Raw genomic sequence first — 16,390 nt, forward strand, 5'->3', positions numbered from 1 at the left:
CGAAGGTAAAGGGCGTCCAAATACCGGCGAAGGGGCGGATTTCATCTCAATCTCGATCGGCCGCGAGGGAGATCATGCCCCTCCCGCTATTCGTTCAACCTCCAAGCCCTCAGATGTTCCTCAAGGGCCTCATCCGTATCGGCCGGAACAGAGGGACCACTCCAGGCCGTCGACCCGAACGTGATGCCCGTTCCGTCTCGCCCGACAATTCGCCAGAAATGCAGCGCAGCACTCCGTTCCTTGTGCCCCATTTCGGCACGCGCAGCATCCGCTTCGGGCCGGGTCGCCTCCCGAAGCCGATAGCGCCGCGATGGGTTGTCAGCGAACCATAATTCGTCGGGTGTCATGATGCCTCCAACCAATTCAAGCTCGGCAAGCGCTCTCGGGTCGCTCCTGGCCGAACGCGCATTCGATCAGCACTCCCACAAGCGCCGACACATCAAACATCAGGCATGACGACCATGACGTTCGGCCGTGTCAGCTGCCGTCTCAGATCGCTGCAATCCTGCGCTCGAAGCCCATCGAGAAACTCCAAACCCGCGCTTGCAGGCGGATCGAGGAGATGCACCTCCAAGCTCCCGTCCTGCGGCACGGCAGTCGCTATCGTGACCAAACCCGTCGGTGTCTCCCGCTCGATTCTGGCTCCGAGAATGTCGTCGCACTGAAGCCGCAGGATGAACTCCATCGTCATCTCCTCAGTTCGTTCACAACAATCCAATAGACCGGGAACTCGCATGGTAGACGGCAAACGCGCCGAGCACCGCTCCCAATCCCCGCTTATCCCAACCACCCTGCGGGCCTGCCGACCCAAGCGACTAATCGGCCGAACAATGCCGAGCCTAGCGCATCGTGCAGAACCGGAGATCCGCGTCAGCGAAAAGTGGATCCGGTTTTCCGCCCCGAACGATGCACCACGCAAAAGATCGATGCACTAGACATACGCTTATCCCTTAAGCGGCTTCCCCAACGTCGGAGGAGCTTAGTGGGCTTTGCGCCGGACAGGAAGGTTCACCAAAGATCCCGATGAGCTGCTGAGCCCTGGCGAGGCCGCGGACCGTGCAATCCCCTGCCAACACAGCCTCTACGTAAACGACCGACCGTCCTGTCCGTGTGTCGTCGGCGATCCGGTAAATGTGAGTCCAGGCCACATCTGGTGCGTCTCTCCCATGTTGTGGCCCTTGATGAGTGACGACATACACGCGCGACCATTCGGATCGGCCGAAGCGTCTTTTCCAGTGACAGGAGCCCACGTAACGGACCGTATCGCGAGGCCCCGTGATCAACGGCAGATCACCTGTATTGCGCCTTTGCATCCCTCTACCCCAAACCTGTGAGCAGACTGACGCAGTGGCTTAGATCCCGTTTGGTTGCCGGTTCGGCCACATCCTTCCTGGCGGAAGCGCCACCTTGCTCGGTCAGCAGGTTGGCGTTGGACGTCAGTCCAACTCTTGATGTCACCACTGGTGTAGCTTGCACCTGCGCTGTTTACAAGCCCGGGCATGCGCAAGGCAGCCTTCGTTCTGCGCATGCCCGGCTCTTTCGAAGTCAGCTCGCACTGAAGGCGGCCGTAACGCCTGATCAGATGCCCGGCTCCTGAAGCTCACTTCGGGCGTGTGGTAAATTGATTGGCATTGCGTGACGCCAACGGCCTCGAGCCGGCCTCGATCGGCTGGCGCCAACCTTCCAGGATCGGCAGCAGCGAGAGCTTCACGCCGAGCTTGTCCATCGGCTCGTCGGTGGCAATCTCGAACAGGATCCCGTGCGGCTCGCGGAAGTAGAGACTGTCATCTAAACGCGACGATGCTCCAGATTATTAGTCAGAGGATCACAGCCGGTTCGGACCAGATCGGGCTGTTCTATCCGCGGCGCGGCGTGGCCTTCGTATCGGCGGCGTCCGCTTCAAGGATGTCGTCTTTCAGCGGCCGTCCCAGGTGGAAGGCACCAAGTGCAAGGTCGTTAACGTCCGGCTGGCCGAGGCTCTCTCGAAGGCGCGTCGATCAAAGTCCGCAGTATGGAGCCGATTGCCCCTCGCTTGAGCTCTTCTTGCTGGGGCATGCCGAAGTCCCGCAGCTTGACCGGGGAAGCTGCATCATGCTCTCGGCAATGACATTCGAGCGACTGCTAGAGCCGGCTCACGCCAACGCGCAAGGAGTGGCGGAAGTCCTTGCAAATCGATGGGCTCCGTGCGCCGGTCGGACCTTGGCTCAGGCCGAGCGGGTGAAACCTGATCATTGGGCAGATTTTGCGAAAGTGCAGCAGGCATAGCCCCTGCATCGCAAATGGATGACGGAATTCTACGAAGCGCGAAGCGCACGGGCACACCGCGGGTCGCACTCTGACTTCAGCCAAAACTGGAAAAGCTGGCAACAGATGGGTATTGCTGCTTTCGCGGCATTCGGTAGCAAAAACCGCCTGGTGGTCCTTTCGGAATGCCGCAGCTTCAAAGTCCCTTTCACTTAGTCTCGGTGTTCCGGACATCGCAATCCTATGCGCGAAGCGTCATTGCGCCGTCAACGAGGATGGTTGCGCCGGTCAAGTAGGGATGCGCGTCAGAGGCAAGGTCGAGAGCGACCGCGGCCATCTCGTGCGGCTGGGCCATCCGGCCGACGGTCGGGATGTTGTTCTTGGCCCATTGCGCCGCGCCGACGGCCCACACGGCATCGGGCGCATCGGCCATGCCGCCTGCGCGGCGCACGAGAGCGGTGTCGGTGGTGCCCGGCAGCAGCGCGTTCACCCTGATCCCGTGCTTCACGTAGTCGAGAGCGGCGCCGCGCACGAGCCCCACGAGCGCCGACTTGCTCGCCCCATAGGCAGATTGGTCTTCGCGCAGTGCGACCGCCGTCGCCGACGAGGTCACAACGATCTGCCCGCCGCCCTGCGCCATCATATGAGGCACCTGGTACTTGATGGCGAGAAACACGCCCCGGAGATTGGTGTTGAGGATGTCGTCGAACTCATCCACGCTGTACTCGTGCAGTGGCTTCTGAAGGGTGATCCCGGCATTGTTGAAGGCGACGTGAAGACCGCCGTAGCGCGCAACAGTCTCTTTGATGAAACGCTGCACGTCGGCCTCGCGGCGCACATCCGCCGGGATGTAGGTCGCCTCGCCTCCCGCAGCCCTGATGGCGCGCTCGACCTCCTGTCCCAGCTCCTGGCGGCGGCCGCAGAAAGCCACCTTCCCGCCTTCTCGCGCGAAGGCCTCCGCAGCCGCGCGGCCGATCCCGGAGGTCGCGCCGGTGATCACCACGACCTTGTTCTCGAACCGGCGCCGGCCATCCAGGACGACCGGCGCCGGCTGCGCACCGCTCGTCGCGAGCGCAACCCCGCCTGCGAGCCCGGCCGCCGCGCCAATCGCCATCCCTGCTCCAGCGCCAACCAGCGCTCGCCTGCGACTCCATCCTTTCAGACGATCCGATTCCATTTGCCCCTACCCGATTTTAGATCAAACTAGACAGTATTAAGATTCCAGATGATCTTTACAGTGTCAAGATTAATCCGTGTGGAGGGGGCATGGCCCGCAAGTCCAGCGAAAAAGGCCGGTATCACCACGGCGACCTTCGGGACGCCCTCGTGGCCGCCGCCGATGAGATCCTGCTGGAGGCCGGCGTGGAAGCCTTCAGCCTCCGCGAAGCTGCGCGGCGGGCCAGCGTATCCCCTGCGGCGCCCGCGCATCATTTTGGCAGCGTCGCCGGGCTCCTCACGGAAGTCGCCATTCGGGGGTTCGAGGAGCTGACCCGCTTCCTTCAGGAAGGGGAGAAGCAGGGCGGCGCCGACCCGTATCAGCGGCTGCGCGGCCAGGGCATGGGCTATGTGCGCTTCGCATTGGCCCATCCGGGCAGGTTCAATCTCATGTTCCGCAAGGATCGGCTGGAGGCCGACAATCCGAAACTGCGGGCCGCCGGTGGAGCCGCCTATGCCGAACTAGAGCGTGTCATGCGGGACAACTTGGGACCCAAGACCTCGCCGGAGTCGGTTGCGCTTGCCGCCCAGGGGGCATGGGCGCTCGTTCATGGCTTTGCTCATCTCGCCCTGGACGGGAAGTTCGGGGCCGCAAAGGGCGGAGCCGGAGCGGCCGTGGACGAGGTGCTGCCGAAGATCCTGGCCTTGTACCTGCCGAAGGCATTGAATGATGCCGTGACAATTGACGTGAAACCCGGCGCATGAGGTCGCGAGATGGAGACCGCTGTCCTCCGAACCTTGGCGTGAGCGGCGAGGCATGATGATAGCCCGTTGCGTAAACGGGACTGTTGCATTAACCTTGGCAGTTTAGAGGAAGGCGGCTATGTGAGGAGCCGTCCTGTTGTCTCTGTTCAAGCGCCGCCGCTTCCCGGTTGAGATCATCCTTCTGTGCGTGCGCTGGTACTGCAAGTACGGCATCAGCTATCGTGATCTGGCTGAAATGATGTCCGAGCGTGGTGTCGAGGTCGACCCATCCACCATCTTTCGCTGGGTCCAGCGCTATGCCCCAGAGATCGAGAAGAGGGTGCGCCGATATCAGGGAAAGCGGTCCGGATCCTGGCGGGTCGACGAGACCTATGTGCGGGTCGGCGGGTGTTGGAAGTATCTGTTTCGGGCTGTCGACAAGCACGGTCAACTCATCGACTTCATGTTATCGGACCGGCGGAATACCAGAGCCGCTTATCGCTTCCTACGCAAAGCTCTGAAGACGATGAGCGACTATCCTCCGTCATCAATCACGACCGACAGGTTGGCGTCTTACCCGGAGGCAATTCGGCGCCTGCAACGAGAGGGCCACTTGGCGCTCAGCGTCGAGCACCGGACGTCAAAATATCTGAACAACATCATCGAGGCGGACCACGGTGCGCTCAAGCGCGTGATCCGCCCAACGCGTGGTTTTCAGAGGGTGAAGACAGCCGATGCGACGATCAAAGGCTTCGAGGTGATGCGAATGATCCGGCGTGGGCACTGCATCCTGCAGCAGCAAGGCGCGACAGGAGAAGTCCGTCTCGTCAATCAACTCTTTGGTCTCGCCGCCTGAAGAAAGCTCGCGGATAGGTTCGTTATGCCCTTTCCAAGTTACTGCAACGAAGCCGAGCGATTTCTATGACGTGGAATTTTCTATCATGCTCTCATTGGACGAGAGCGTGGTTCTCCGTCGTTTTGATCGCTGCGCTGACTCCTTCGCACACTTCGCGACATGAGCCGCCCTGTTGATGACCTGGAGGTTGCGTGCGCCCCAGAACGTCAGCAGCTCCGGCCAAGGTTTCGAGCGATGCTGAGACCAAACAGCGAAGAGCGGAACGCGGTGGTCCACCTCGGCGGTTCTCAGCAGGCGACGTCCGGTCGTCGCGCATTTCCGGTTCTGGCGCAGCTTGAGCATCCTCAGATGATAGGTCGGTGCGGTCCAGAGCTGCCAGGCCACGACACAAGCGGCATGCCAGGTGGCATTCTTGTTGAACTTGCCGTCGCCCCTGAGATTACGATGCCATCCTAAGCGATAGACAGGCTGCCCGCAGACGCAGCAATGCCCTGGTCCACGCGAGTATGCAGGCTCGCGGTAGGGTGATGGCGGCGTGCGGAACGACATCGGCAATCCTTCTTCCTTGCCGGACCCGAGACGCCACTGCCAATCTGCAGGCTGCCCACTCTTGGCTGCGAGTGCGCGCGCCAATCGATCCGCCAGAAGCGGCCGGTGACGCCAATACGACTCCATGGCGCGACGTTGCGTGGGCGGGATCAGCGGCTGTCTGAGTGCGTGGGACAGAACGCATGCAGGGAAGCGTTCGGACAAGCGCTTCTCCAGTCGGGCCCGCGCCGTCTGATTTTTCTCGTCTCGCCAATCCGACATTTCAGACTCGTTGTCCCGTTGGTTTCATCGTCAGTTGCGCAGCCACCGTTCGCAGTCTCGGGGCGCGCGAGCAAGCTATGCCGAAGAGACGTTGAACAGCCCTTAACCTTATGGCGACCAGTTTGCTCCTACGGTTCTGACCTTCATGAACGGCGGCAGCGTTGCTGCGGGGGACTGAATGCAGGGACAGGCGGATCTGTTTTTTGGATTGGACGAGACGGCGGCGCCGATCCGGAAGCCCGTTACCTCTGATATCGAGGTGAAGCCGGGGCAGAAGCGTCCGTTCCGGCTGGATACTGCCAACTTCGAGGCTGCGGTCGAGGCCTTGGAGGCAAGTGGGCAATACCGCATCCTGCGTCGCCTTCTGCCCCGTTCCGTGGCCACATCCCGCAACGCAGTTCCGGGCGAAAAGTTGGCCGTCATCGTGGACACCGAAACCACAGGTCTCGACCACGCCCGGGACGAGGTCATCGAGATCGGCATGGTGGCGTTCTCGTATGATGAAGACGGTCGCATCGGCGATGTTGTCGGCACCTTCAATGCCCTGCGGGAGCCTTCGATCCCGATCACGCCCGAGATCACGCGCCTGACCGGGATCACGCCCGACATGGTGGCGGGACAAACGATCGATTTGGATGCCGTCGAAGCATTCATCCAGCCGGCCCATCTGGTGATTGCCCATAACGCCCGCTTTGACCGTCCCTTCTGTGAGCGCCTGACCCATGGCTTTTCGCTGAAGGCCTGGGCCTGCTCGCATGCGGAAGTGTCCTGGTCCGACTTCGGCTTCGAGGGCTCGAAGCTCGGATACCTGCTGTCGCAGTGCGGCTGGTTTCATCAGGGGCATCGGGCCGTCGAGGACTGTCATGCCCTTCTGGAGGTACTTGCAACTCCCCTCCCTGATGACGCGGGTTGTGCCATGTCCCATCTGCTGGCCTCAGCCCGGAAGGCGCTGCTGCGGATCTGGGCGGAAGGCTCTCCCTTCGACATGAAGGATGCCCTCAAGAAGCGGGGCTACCGCTGGAACGACGGCACGGACGGCCGCCCCAAATCCTGGTTCATCGAGATTGGCGAGGAGTCGTATGAGGCAGAGCTGACGTTTCTGCGGCAAGAAATCTATCGCAGGAACGTGGAGCCATTTACGCAAAGGATCACGCCCTTCGAGCGTTTCCGGGCTGCTTCATAGTTTTCTTCGATCCGTCACGAAAGTGTTCGTGGTGGTCGCTCGTGCCCTCCTGAACGGCTCGTCCACTTGATAGCCAATCATCGAATGTGGTGTTGCGTCAGGAAAGTTCGTCGTTGGAGTTGCGACTATCTGTGCGAGAGATGCTCGGATTAACGGGGCGCTTACTCCCCTGCCGGATAGTGCCGGCTCGGTACGGCAAAAGGAGAAGCCATGAGTGACATCGTTGGAATTCCGGGCAATCGGATCCGCTCGTTCGTGGAGCGCATCGAGCAGATCGAGAACGAGATCAAGGAGCTGAACGAGGCCAAGAAGGAAATCCTCTCCGAGGCCAAGGGCGAGGGCTTCGACGTAAAGATCCTCAAGGAGATCATCAAGCTCCGCAAGCAGGATCAGGACGAGCGCGACGAGCACGAGACCCTGCTCGACGTCTATATGCGGGCGATGGACGAAGCAGACCCCGCTCCTGCCGCTGAAGCGGCCTAAGCGCACTCTGGAATTTCAGATAACGAGAAGGCCGCCGACTCATCGGCGGCCTTCTTACTTTCTCATGGAATGCAGAGCAGTTGACGCGCAGGGTGCTTACGGTTCTACAAGAGATCCTTAGGCGGCATCCTCCGATGCACTCGCGTCATCGTTGCCCTGCAGGTCTGCGATGAGGAGACCGGCATTCTGGCGGATCCGGCTCTCGATTTCGGCCGCAATCTCGGGATTGTCCTTCAGGAACGTCTTGGCGTTCTCGCGCCCCTGGCCGAGGCGCTGGCTGTCGTAGGAGAACCAAGCCCCGGACTTCTCGACCACGTTGGCCTTCACTCCGAGGTCGATCAGCTCGCCCACCTTGGAGATGCCCTCGCCGAACATGATGTCGAACTCGACCTGCTTGAACGGAGGAGCGACCTTGTTCTTGACCACCTTCACTCGCACCTGATTGCCGATCGGCTCATCGCGGTCCTTCAGGGTCGAAGTCCGGCGGATGTCGAGACGGACCGAAGCGTAGAACTTCAGCGCGTTGCCGCCTGTCGTCACCTCCGGGCTGCCATAGGTGACGCCGATCTTCATGCGGATCTGGTTGATGAAAATCACCGTCGTGTTGGCGCGGCTGATCGAGCCGGTGAGTTTCCTCAGCGCCTGGCTCATCAGGCGGGCCTGAAGACCGGGGCGGCTCTCGCCCATCTCGCCCTCGATCTCGGCTTTCGGGGTCAGGGCGGCCACCGAGTCGATGACCAGGACATCCACGGAGCCCGAGCGGACGAGCGTATCGGCGATCTCGAGTGCCTGCTCACCGTTGTCCGGCTGCGAGACGAGAAGATCGTCCAGGTTCACACCGAGCTTGCGGGCATAAACAGGATCCAGGGCGTGCTCGGCATCAATAAAGCCGCAGACGCCGCCCTTCTTCTGAGCCTCGGCGATGGTGTGCAGCGCGAGCGTCGTCTTGCCGGACGATTCCGGTCCGTAGACCTCGATGATCCGGCCGCGCGGCAGACCGCCCACGCCGAGGGCAATGTCCAGGCCCAGCGATCCGGTGGAGACCGTCTCGACTTCGATGACCTGATCGCCGCCGAGGCGCATGATGGCGCCTTTGCCAAAGGCGCGTTCAATCTGGCTGACGGCGGTCTCGATCGCCTTGGCCTTATCCGTGGTCATCGCAAATCCTGTGCTCGATAGAAGTGAGCCGCACCCTACTGGCGTTCGTGCTAGCAATCTAGAACAAATAAAGAACATATTGTCGCGTCGTCACCCTGCGACGATAAGCTGGACCGTTGCGAACAAAACAGGAATCAGGGTCTATAGTGGATCCAAAAGGAATGATTCGACTGTGCCCGCGCACCCCGCCTACCTTGACCAACTCAATCCCCGGCAGCGTCAGGCGGTGGAGCACGGCATCCTGGCCAACGGCTCAAATTCGGCTGCGCCGCTGCTGGTCATTGCCGGCGCAGGCTCGGGCAAGACCAACACCCTCGCCCATCGTGTGGCCCATCTGATCGTCAACGGCGCCGATCCGCGCCGCATCCTCCTGCTGACCTTCTCCCGCCGGGCCGCGGCCGAGATGACACGCCGGGTCGAGCGGATCGCCAGCCAGGTTCTGGGCCAGAGCGCCGGGGTGATGACCGACGCCCTCACCTGGGCCGGCACATTCCACGGCATCGGCGCCAGGCTCCTGCGGGACTATGCACCCGAGATCGGGCTGGATCCCGCCTTCTCGATTCATGACCGCGAGGACTCGGCCGACCTGATGAACCTCGTCCGGCACGAACTCGGCTTCTCGACGACGCAGAGCCGCTTTCCCGCGAAGGCAACCTGTCTCGCAATCTATTCGCGCTGCGTGAATGCCGAGATGACGATCGAGGAGGTGCTGCGAACCTCGTACCCGTGGTGTGCCGGCTGGGCCGCCGAACTGCGGCAGCTGTTCGCCGCCTATGTCGAAGCCAAGCAGCGCCAGAACGTGCTCGATTACGACGACCTCCTGCTCTACTGGGCCCAGATGGTGGCCGAGCCCGCAATCGCGGCCGAACTCGGAGGCCGCTTCGATCATGTCCTCGTCGACGAGTACCAGGACACCAACCGGCTCCAGTCCTCGATCCTGCTCGCCCTCAAGCCGGGCGGTCACGGCCTGACGGTGGTCGGGGACGATGCCCAGTCGATCTATTCGTTTCGCGCGGCCACAATCCGCAACATCCTGGACTTCCCCAGCCAATTCAGCCCGCCGGCCGAGATCGTCACGCTGGACCGCAACTACCGCTCATCCCAGCCGATCCTGGCCGCGGCCAATGCGGTGATCGAGCTGGCCTCCGAGCGCTTCACGAAGAACCTCTGGACTGACCGCACTTCCGCCGAGCGGCCGCAACTCGTGGCCGTGCGGGACGAGGCCGAGCAGGCCCGCTACGTGGTCGAGCGGGTGCTGGCGAACCGCGAGAGCGGCATGAGCCTCAAGCAACAGGCCGTGCTGTTTCGGACCTCGCATCATTCCGGGCCGCTGGAGGTGGAGCTGACCCGCCGCAACATCCCGTTCGTCAAGTTCGGCGGCCTCAAGTTCCTCGATGCCGCACATGTCAAGGACCTGCTAGCCCTGCTGCGGTTCGTCCAGAATCCACGCGATCGGATTGCAGGATTCCGGCTGATGCAGCTTCTGCCGGGCGTCGGCCCGACCTCGGCCCAGAAGGTGCTCGACTGCATGCATGATGCCGCCAATCCTGTCGGGGCGCTGCTGGAAGCCCCTGCCCCGCCCCGCGCCGGCGACGAGTGGCACGCGTTCGTCGACACGATCACACAGCTTCGCGCCGGGACAGCGGGGTGGCCGGCGGAACTTGAGCTAGCGCGGACCTGGTACGAGCCGCACCTCGAGCGCATGCATGAGGACGCCGTGACACGCAAAGCGGACCTGATCCAGTTGGAGCAGATCGCGGCGGGCTACCTCTCCCGCGAGCGTTTCCTCACCGAGCTCACGCTCGATCCGCCGGACGCTACGAGCGACCAGGCCGGTGTGCCTCTGCGTGATGAGGACTATCTGATCCTGTCGACCATCCATTCCGCCAAGGGACAGGAGTGGAAGTCGGTGTTCGTCCTGAACGTGGTTGATGGCTGCATTCCGTCCGATCTCGGCACCGGCACCACGGCGGAGGTCGAGGAGGAGCGCCGGCTGCTGTACGTGGCCATGACCCGCGCCAAGGACCACCTGCATCTCATCGGGCCGCAGCGGTTCTTCACGCACCAGCAATCCGCCACGGGCGATCGTCATGTCTATGCCGCCCGCACCCGCTTCATTCCCAGCGCGCTCCTGAAGCTGTTCGAGCGGGTGTCATGGCCCGTGGCTGTTTCGGAGTCCACGGCCACATCTGCCGCAACAAAAGGCGTTCGGGTCGATGTCGGCGCGAAGATGCGGGGCATGTGGCGATAGCCGGCCTGCCGAGGTGGACTATCACATGGCCATCAGTGGCTGCGACGAGATTAGTGGAGGTCATAAGCGATGACCCAAAGGTCCGCCTCCAATGTCAGTCAGCAACACGCCTCTGAGGGAATCGGAAAGAACCCCGCTCCGGCTGAACGCCAGCGCAAGATCATCCATATCGATATGGACGCGTTCTTCGCGTCCGTCGAGCAGCGGGACAACCCGGATCTCCGCGGCAAGCCTGTGGCGGTGGGTGGAGCAGGCGAGCGCGGCGTCGTGGCGGCTGCCAGCTATGAGGCCCGCCAATTCGGCGTCCGCTCCGCCATGGCCTCTACGATGGCGCGACGCAAATGCCCGGAGCTCATCTTCGTGCCACCGCGCTTTGAGGTGTATCGGGAGATCTCGCTGCAGATCCGCACGATCTTCGCCGAATACACCCCGCTCATCGAGCCGCTCTCACTCGACGAGGCTTATCTCGACGTCACCGAGAACCTCAAAGGCATCACGTCGGCCACGCAGATCGCGGAGGAGATCCGGGAGAAGATCCGCGAGCAGACGGCTCTGACGGCATCGGCCGGCGTGTCGTACAACAAATTCCTGGCGAAGCTCGCCTCGGATCATCGCAAGCCCGATGGCCTCTTCGTCATCACGCCCCGGTTGGGCCCCGTCTTCGTCGAAGCGCTGGAGGTGGGCAGGTTTCACGGCATCGGGCCGGCCACCACCACAAAGATGCACAGCCTCGGCATCTACACGGGCCTGGACCTGCGGTCCCAGTCCCTCGAATTCCTGCAGCAGCATTTTGGCAAGGCCGGATCCTACTACTACTGGATTGCCCGCGGCGTGGATCACCGTCCCGTGCAACCGGACAGAACTCGCAAGTCGGTTGGAGCGGAAAACACCTTCTCCCGCGATCTGACTACCTTTGAAGAGATGAAACAGAGCCTCGAGCCGATCATCGACAAGGTCTGGCGCTTCTGCGAGGGCTCGAACATTCGGGGCCGCGCGGTCACATTGAAGGTCAAGTATGCCGGTTTCCAGCAAGTCACCCGTAGCCGGTCCTTTGCATCGCCGGTGGACAGTAAGGCAGCATTGGAACGTGCAAGCGTCGAGCTGGCATCGTCAACTTAACCGAAGAGTGACCTGGATCGAGCTATCTGTGCGGCATGGAATCGACCCGTCATCCTCGCTATGCCCGCCACCGCTTTCCGGCCGAAGTGATCAGCTACGCCGTCTGGCTGTACTTCCGCTTCCCGCTTAGCCTGCGCATGGTCGAGGAGATGCTGGCCGCCCGAGGTATCGGGGTGAGCTATGAGACCGTGCGGCAGTGGGCGCTGAAGTTCGGTCAGGACTTTGCCAACAAGATCCGCTGCCGTCTTCCGGCAGCCGGAGATAAATGGCACCTGGACGAGGTCGCGATCAGCATTGCGGGCCGGAAGCACTGGCTCTGGCGCGCCGTCGACCAGCATGGGATCGTGCTCGACATCCTGGTTCAGAGCCGCCGGGACGCCAAAGCGGCCAAGCGTCTGCTGCGCAAGCTGCTCAAGAAGCAAGGCACAGCACCGCGCGTGATGATCACCGACAAACTGGCCAGCTATGCCGCCGCGAAGAGAGTGGTCATGCCAGGTGTGGAGCATCGGCAGCACAAAGGCTTGAACAACAGGGCGGAGAACTCTCATCAGCCGACCCGCCGACGCGAACGCATCATGAAGCGCTTCAAATCAGTCGGGCAGGCGCAGCGATTCCTCTCAGTCCACGACCAGGTTGCAAATCTCTTCCGCCGTCCTGCACACATTACCGCTGCCGCTCATCGCACATCCCGAGCTCAAGCCTTCCGGGTCTGGGCTGAGGTAACCGGCATCGCGAGTACCTGATCTGACGTTCCTGGAGGGGTAGACCTGTCTCAAGTCGTTAAGTTGACGATGCCCCGGCGAGGCAGATGTACTTGATTTCGAGGAAGCCCTCGATGCCGTACTTGGAGCCCTCGCGGCCCAGGCCCGACTGCTTGATGCCGCCGAAGGGCGCCATCTCGTTGGCCAGCGCCGGCGTGTTCACGCCGACCATGCCGCTCTCCAGCGCCTCCGCCACGCGCCAGACGCGGGCCATGTCCCTGGCATAGAAGTACGAGGCCAGGCCGAACTCCGTGTCGTTGGCCATCGCGATCACATCCGCCTCGTCCTTGAAGGTGATGATCGGAGCCAAAGGCGCGAAGGTCTCCTCCTTCGTCACCTTCATGCCCTGGGTGATGCCGGTCATCACCGTCGGCTCGAAGAAGGTGCCGCCCAGTTCTGAGCGCTTGCCGCCGACGAGCACCTTGCCGCCCTTGGAAAGCGCGTCCTGGACATGATCCTCCATCTTCGCCACGGCGCGATCGTCGATCAGCGGCCCCATGGCGACACCGGCTTCCGTGCCCCGGCCAAGCTTGAGACCCTTGGCCTTGGCGGCGAGCTTCTCGGCAAATGCCTCGGCCACGCTCTCCTGCACATAGATCCGGTTGGCGCAGACGCAGGTCTGGCCGGCATTGCGGAACTTCGAGGCCGTGGCGCCTTCCACCGCAGCATCGAGGTCGGCGTCGTCGAACACGATGAAGGGTGCGTTGCCGCCGAGCTCCAGCGACAGGCGCTTGATGCTGTCGCCGGCCTCGCGCATCAGCCAGCGGCCGACATTGGTCGAGCCGGTGAAGGTGATCTTGGCCACCTTCGGGTTGTGGCAGAACTCCTCGCCGATGGGCTTTGCCTCACTGGTGGTGATCACCGAGAACGCGCCCTTAGGGATGCCCGCCCGCTCGGCCAGAACGGCGAGGGCGAGAGCCGAGAGCGGGGTTTGCGCGGCGGGCTTCAACACCATGGTGCAGCCGGCCGCCAGCGCCGGCCCCACCTTGCGGGTGATCATGCCATTGGGAAAGTTCCAGGGCGTGATCGCGGCGCACACGCCCACCGGCTGTTTCAGCACCAGGATGCGCTGGCTCGGGTTGGCACCAGGAATGATGTCTCCATCAATGCGCTTGGCCTCTTCCGCGAACCACTCGATGTAAGCGGCGTTCGACACCACCTCGCCCTTGGCCTCGGCAAGCGGCTTGCCCTGCTCGGTGGTGAGGAGGAGAGCGAGATCGTCGGCATTCTCGATGATGAGATCGTACCACTTCTTCAGGATCTGGCTGCGCTCCTTGGCAGTGCGCTTGGCCCAGGCCTTTTGCACCTCGTGTGCCTTGTCGATGGCGCGGCGGGCGGCATCCGCCCCGAGATCGGGCACGGTGGTGATCAGCGCCCCGTCGAAGGGATCGGTGACGGGAAGGGTCTTGCCGTCTTGCGCCTCCACCCACTCGCCCGCCACATAGGCCTGAGAGACCAAGAGGGACGCGTCCTTCAGGTCGGGAACGCGGCGCTCCGGAGGATTATGTGCAGTCATAACAAGGCTCCTTAAGGCATGGGATTCTGGAGGCGGCCCACAGACCGCGTTAACATCAGCGATAAGTTCCAAGAGTGGCGAATTGCCACGCCATGGAGGCCGATATGGAAAGCTTTCGGCCTCTGCAGTCAGAGCAAGCGCTCTCGACAGGCACTCCAGGAAACGCTGCCTGATCATGAATTTTGATCCATGACTTGCATCATGAGCGGCAGCTGTTCCTCGACCATGCGGAATCCATACTGGACCCGGCAACCACGAGCCGCCGCGGCTGTGAGAAAGGCCGTTTCTTGAGGATTGATCACTACGTCAACGGCCATCATCGAGGAGTCCAGCCCATTGACGTCCATCGGGTAGGGATCATTCGCCTTCAGTCCTAGGCTGGTGGCATTGACAACGATATCGTGTCCTTTTGGATTGCTGTCTCCAACACGGATTTCACAATTCGGGAAGGCGCGTTTGATGCGACGTGCAAGTTCCTCAGCCCGGGAGACTGTGCGGTTGAAGATCGTAATGGCGCCTGCACCCTGCTGGGCAAGCCCAAAGCCGATACCCGCGGCAACACCTCCTGCACCAGACATGTAGATGCGTGCTCCCGCAAGGCTCACTCCACTCTCGCGCAGAGCCCCGACACATCCCTGTCCGTCCAGTTGGTCTCCGGTCAGAGTGCCGTCACTATCTCTTCGTACGACATTAACCGCTCCGGAAAGTTCGGCGGACTCGGTCAGGCGATCCAAGAGTGGAACGATCGTCTGCTTATGCGGAATGGTGACAAGAAAACCGCGCAGGTTCTGCAGACGGCGAAGCCCGTCTACGACCTTGTCAAGGTCCGAAGGCTTGACATGGAGTGGAACCAGAACGCCATCCCGTCCCATCTCGACCATATAGGCATTGATCAGAGTGGGCGATCCAACGTGCTCGATTGGATCTCCGATCAGTCCATACAGAGCCGTCTTTCCTGTGATAGCCATATGGGATTTTCCGATACCCGGAACTTGTCTTCTGCCTCCAACGCTTCTTGAACACCTGAGGGCGCGAAGGCCCTCAGGCGCTGAGTGTCATGCGGGCTTACTGAACGGTCCGGACCTTCTGAAGCAGCGCCTCAGCCGTCGGGCCGAGTTTCTTCGCAAATTCCGTGTTGAATTCCACGAGCGCTTTCGCGAAGGCGTCGAGATCCTTGGTTTCGACGATCTTCACTCCTGCACCCTTGATTTCGTCGAGCGCTTTGTTGTTGAACTCTTCGACGAGGCCGACTTGGTATTCCATTGCCTCCTGAGCAGCCTCGTGCACCGCCTTCTGCTGATCCTGAGGAAGACTATTGAACTTGTTTCCGTTCATCGCGAAGAAGCGATAATGCCAGATGTGCTTCGTCAGGCTGACGCTTTTCGTTGGCTCATACCATTTCGTAGTCGCGAGCGTAGCAGGCTCGCCCTCGGCAGCGTCCGCAACGCCGGTCTCAAGGCTGGTATAGACCTCAGGGAACGGGATTGGAGTCGGAACTGCACCCAAAGCGCGAGCGAAGCCGACATAGAGCGGGGACTCTGGCACACGCAGGCGCAAGCCGCGCATATCGCTCAAAGTGTTGATTTCTTTGCGGCTCGCAAGCGAACGCGGACCAAGAAAGAGGTAGCCGAGGTTCTTGATTCCCTTCGCCTGGAACATTTTGTCCACGTCGGGAGCAATAGCCATTGCAACGCGCTGCATGTGCTTCAGGTCGCGATAGAGATATGGAAGTTCCAGCACCTGCGCATCAGGCACGAAGCGGCCAATCCCGGACAACCCGCTCGGAGCGATATCGATCGTCCCGGCAATCACGCTTTCCGCAAGCTCCCGCTCATTGCCGAGAGTGGAATCGAGATAAACCTCGACCTTTACGGCGCCATTGGTTTTCTTCTCTACAAGTTCGGCGAAGCGCTTGTCGGCCAGACTGTTGCTGTGGGTTTGGGCGTAGATATCGCCAAGCTTTAGAACAGTTTGTGCCGAACTGGCTGATGTAAACGTCACCATGGCTGCTGTGCCAATGGCCGCGATTGTCATGAGACGCTTTAGAATTCCAGGCATAACGACCTCCCAAAGTAACTTGCCTTCGCGGCAAGATTTTTTAACCACCTTT

At 61.5% G+C, this 16,390-nt stretch carries 15 protein-coding genes, 1 pseudogene and 1 riboswitch; of the genes and pseudogenes, 7 read left to right on the forward strand and 9 right to left on the reverse strand.

Features of this window, described 5'->3' with window-relative positions; all coding sequences use genetic code 11:
• Positions 1-86 precede the first annotated feature (86 nt).
• The 4 genes and pseudogenes from ACUXUR_RS16335 to ACUXUR_RS16350 form a co-directional block, all read right to left on the reverse strand.
• Entirely contained in the window at positions 87-347 is a 261-nt protein-coding gene (locus ACUXUR_RS16335; RefSeq protein WP_445503403.1) for a hypothetical protein, read from the reverse strand.
• A 92-nt stretch (positions 348-439) separates the two neighbouring features.
• Positions 440-685: a hypothetical protein gene (locus tag ACUXUR_RS16340; RefSeq protein ID WP_445503404.1), complete on the reverse strand. Its 246-nt coding sequence runs from the start codon at positions 683-685 to the stop codon at positions 440-442.
• Between the two features lie 668 nt (positions 686-1,353).
• A riboswitch (SAM-I-IV-variant riboswitch) is annotated at positions 1,354-1,460 on the reverse strand.
• Positions 1,461-1,600: 140 nt separating this feature from the next.
• Positions 1,601-1,783, reverse strand: a pseudogene (locus ACUXUR_RS16345) (hypothetical protein); the annotation flags it as partial.
• A gap of 702 nt (positions 1,784-2,485) precedes the next feature.
• On the reverse strand, positions 2,486-3,358 hold the full coding sequence (locus tag ACUXUR_RS16350; protein WP_445503405.1) for an SDR family NAD(P)-dependent oxidoreductase: 873 nt from the start codon (positions 3,356-3,358) through the stop codon (positions 2,486-2,488).
• Between the two features lie 152 nt (positions 3,359-3,510).
• Between ACUXUR_RS16350 and ACUXUR_RS16355 the strand changes: the two genes are divergently transcribed.
• Positions 3,511-4,164 carry a TetR/AcrR family transcriptional regulator gene (locus tag ACUXUR_RS16355; protein WP_445503406.1) on the forward strand — a complete coding sequence of 218 codons (654 nt, stop codon included), beginning with the start codon at positions 3,511-3,513 and terminating at the stop codon, positions 4,162-4,164.
• Positions 4,165-4,300: 136 nt separating this feature from the next.
• Positions 4,301-4,999, forward strand: coding sequence for an IS6 family transposase (locus tag ACUXUR_RS16360; protein WP_445503407.1), 699 nt, complete (start codon positions 4,301-4,303; stop codon positions 4,997-4,999).
• A gap of 63 nt (positions 5,000-5,062) precedes the next feature.
• Here the strand turns inward: ACUXUR_RS16360 and ACUXUR_RS16365 are convergent, their stop codons facing one another.
• A complete protein-coding gene (locus ACUXUR_RS16365) occupies positions 5,063-5,809 on the reverse strand; it encodes a hypothetical protein (protein WP_445503408.1) in 747 nt (248 codons plus the stop codon).
• A 178-nt stretch (positions 5,810-5,987) separates the two neighbouring features.
• Between ACUXUR_RS16365 and ACUXUR_RS16370 the strand changes: the two genes are divergently transcribed.
• Both ACUXUR_RS16370 and ACUXUR_RS16375 read left to right on the forward strand, forming a co-directional pair.
• Positions 5,988-6,992, forward strand: coding sequence for a 3'-5' exonuclease (locus ACUXUR_RS16370; RefSeq protein WP_445503409.1), 1,005 nt, complete (start codon positions 5,988-5,990; stop codon positions 6,990-6,992).
• Between the two features lie 210 nt (positions 6,993-7,202).
• A complete protein-coding gene (locus ACUXUR_RS16375) occupies positions 7,203-7,475 on the forward strand; it encodes a DUF2312 domain-containing protein (RefSeq protein ID WP_445503410.1) in 273 nt (90 codons plus the stop codon).
• Positions 7,476-7,592: 117 nt separating this feature from the next.
• Here the strand turns inward: ACUXUR_RS16375 and recA are convergent, their stop codons facing one another.
• Positions 7,593-8,633, reverse strand: a complete 1,041-nt coding sequence (gene recA / locus ACUXUR_RS16380; protein WP_445503411.1) for a recombinase RecA — start codon at positions 8,631-8,633, stop codon at positions 7,593-7,595.
• A gap of 172 nt (positions 8,634-8,805) precedes the next feature.
• On the opposite strand from recA, the gene ACUXUR_RS16385 reads away from it, so the two are divergent.
• From ACUXUR_RS16385 to ACUXUR_RS16395, 3 genes are all read left to right on the forward strand, one after another.
• Entirely contained in the window at positions 8,806-10,884 is a 2,079-nt protein-coding gene (locus ACUXUR_RS16385; protein WP_445503412.1) for an ATP-dependent helicase, read from the forward strand.
• 69 nt (positions 10,885-10,953) lie between these two features.
• The gene (dinB, locus tag ACUXUR_RS16390) at positions 10,954-12,003 is read left to right on the forward strand and encodes a DNA polymerase IV (RefSeq protein ID WP_445503413.1); all 1,050 of its coding nucleotides are present in this window, start codon (positions 10,954-10,956) and stop codon (positions 12,001-12,003) included.
• A 35-nt stretch (positions 12,004-12,038) separates the two neighbouring features.
• A complete protein-coding gene (locus tag ACUXUR_RS16395; protein ID WP_445503414.1) occupies positions 12,039-12,746 on the forward strand; it encodes an IS6 family transposase in 708 nt (235 codons plus the stop codon).
• Between the two features lie 37 nt (positions 12,747-12,783).
• On the opposite strand, the gene ACUXUR_RS16400 is transcribed toward ACUXUR_RS16395, so the two are convergent.
• The 3 genes from ACUXUR_RS16400 to ACUXUR_RS16410 all read right to left on the reverse strand — a co-directional run bounded on the left by ACUXUR_RS16400 (position 12,784) and on the right by ACUXUR_RS16410 (position 16,338).
• Positions 12,784-14,280, reverse strand: coding sequence for an NAD-dependent succinate-semialdehyde dehydrogenase (locus ACUXUR_RS16400; RefSeq protein ID WP_445503415.1), 1,497 nt, complete (start codon positions 14,278-14,280; stop codon positions 12,784-12,786).
• Between the two features lie 173 nt (positions 14,281-14,453).
• The gene (locus ACUXUR_RS16405; protein ID WP_445503416.1) at positions 14,454-15,248 is read right to left on the reverse strand and encodes a shikimate dehydrogenase family protein; all 795 of its coding nucleotides are present in this window, start codon (positions 15,246-15,248) and stop codon (positions 14,454-14,456) included.
• A gap of 97 nt (positions 15,249-15,345) precedes the next feature.
• On the reverse strand, positions 15,346-16,338 hold the full coding sequence (locus ACUXUR_RS16410) for a TRAP transporter substrate-binding protein (protein ID WP_445503417.1): 993 nt from the start codon (positions 16,336-16,338) through the stop codon (positions 15,346-15,348).
• Positions 16,339-16,390 lie beyond the last annotated feature (52 nt).

The organism is Microvirga medicaginis (assembly GCF_052658925.1).

Coding starts and splice junctions, on each gene's coding strand:
- ACUXUR_RS16335 (WP_445503403.1), bottom strand. CDS start 347: ATGACACCCGACGAATTATGGTTCGCTGACAACCCATCGCGGCGCTAT.
- ACUXUR_RS16340 (WP_445503404.1), bottom strand. CDS start 685: ATGGAGTTCATCCTGCGGCTTCAGTGCGACGACATTCTCGGAGCCAGA.
- ACUXUR_RS16350 (WP_445503405.1), bottom strand. CDS start 3,358: ATGGCGATTGGCGCGGCGGCCGGGCTCGCAGGCGGGGTTGCGCTCGCG.
- ACUXUR_RS16355 (WP_445503406.1), top strand. CDS start 3,511: ATGGCCCGCAAGTCCAGCGAAAAAGGCCGGTATCACCACGGCGACCTT.
- ACUXUR_RS16365 (WP_445503408.1), bottom strand. CDS start 5,809: ATGTCGGATTGGCGAGACGAGAAAAATCAGACGGCGCGGGCCCGACTG.
- ACUXUR_RS16370 (WP_445503409.1), top strand. CDS start 5,988: ATGCAGGGACAGGCGGATCTGTTTTTTGGATTGGACGAGACGGCGGCG.
- ACUXUR_RS16375 (WP_445503410.1), top strand. CDS start 7,203: ATGAGTGACATCGTTGGAATTCCGGGCAATCGGATCCGCTCGTTCGTG.
- recA (WP_445503411.1), bottom strand. CDS start 8,633: ATGACCACGGATAAGGCCAAGGCGATCGAGACCGCCGTCAGCCAGATT.
- dinB (WP_445503413.1), top strand. CDS start 10,954: ATGACCCAAAGGTCCGCCTCCAATGTCAGTCAGCAACACGCCTCTGAG.
- ACUXUR_RS16395 (WP_445503414.1), top strand. CDS start 12,039: ATGGAATCGACCCGTCATCCTCGCTATGCCCGCCACCGCTTTCCGGCC.
- ACUXUR_RS16400 (WP_445503415.1), bottom strand. CDS start 14,280: ATGACTGCACATAATCCTCCGGAGCGCCGCGTTCCCGACCTGAAGGAC.
- ACUXUR_RS16405 (WP_445503416.1), bottom strand. CDS start 15,248: ATGGCTATCACAGGAAAGACGGCTCTGTATGGACTGATCGGAGATCCA.
- ACUXUR_RS16410 (WP_445503417.1), bottom strand. CDS start 16,338: ATGCCTGGAATTCTAAAGCGTCTCATGACAATCGCGGCCATTGGCACA.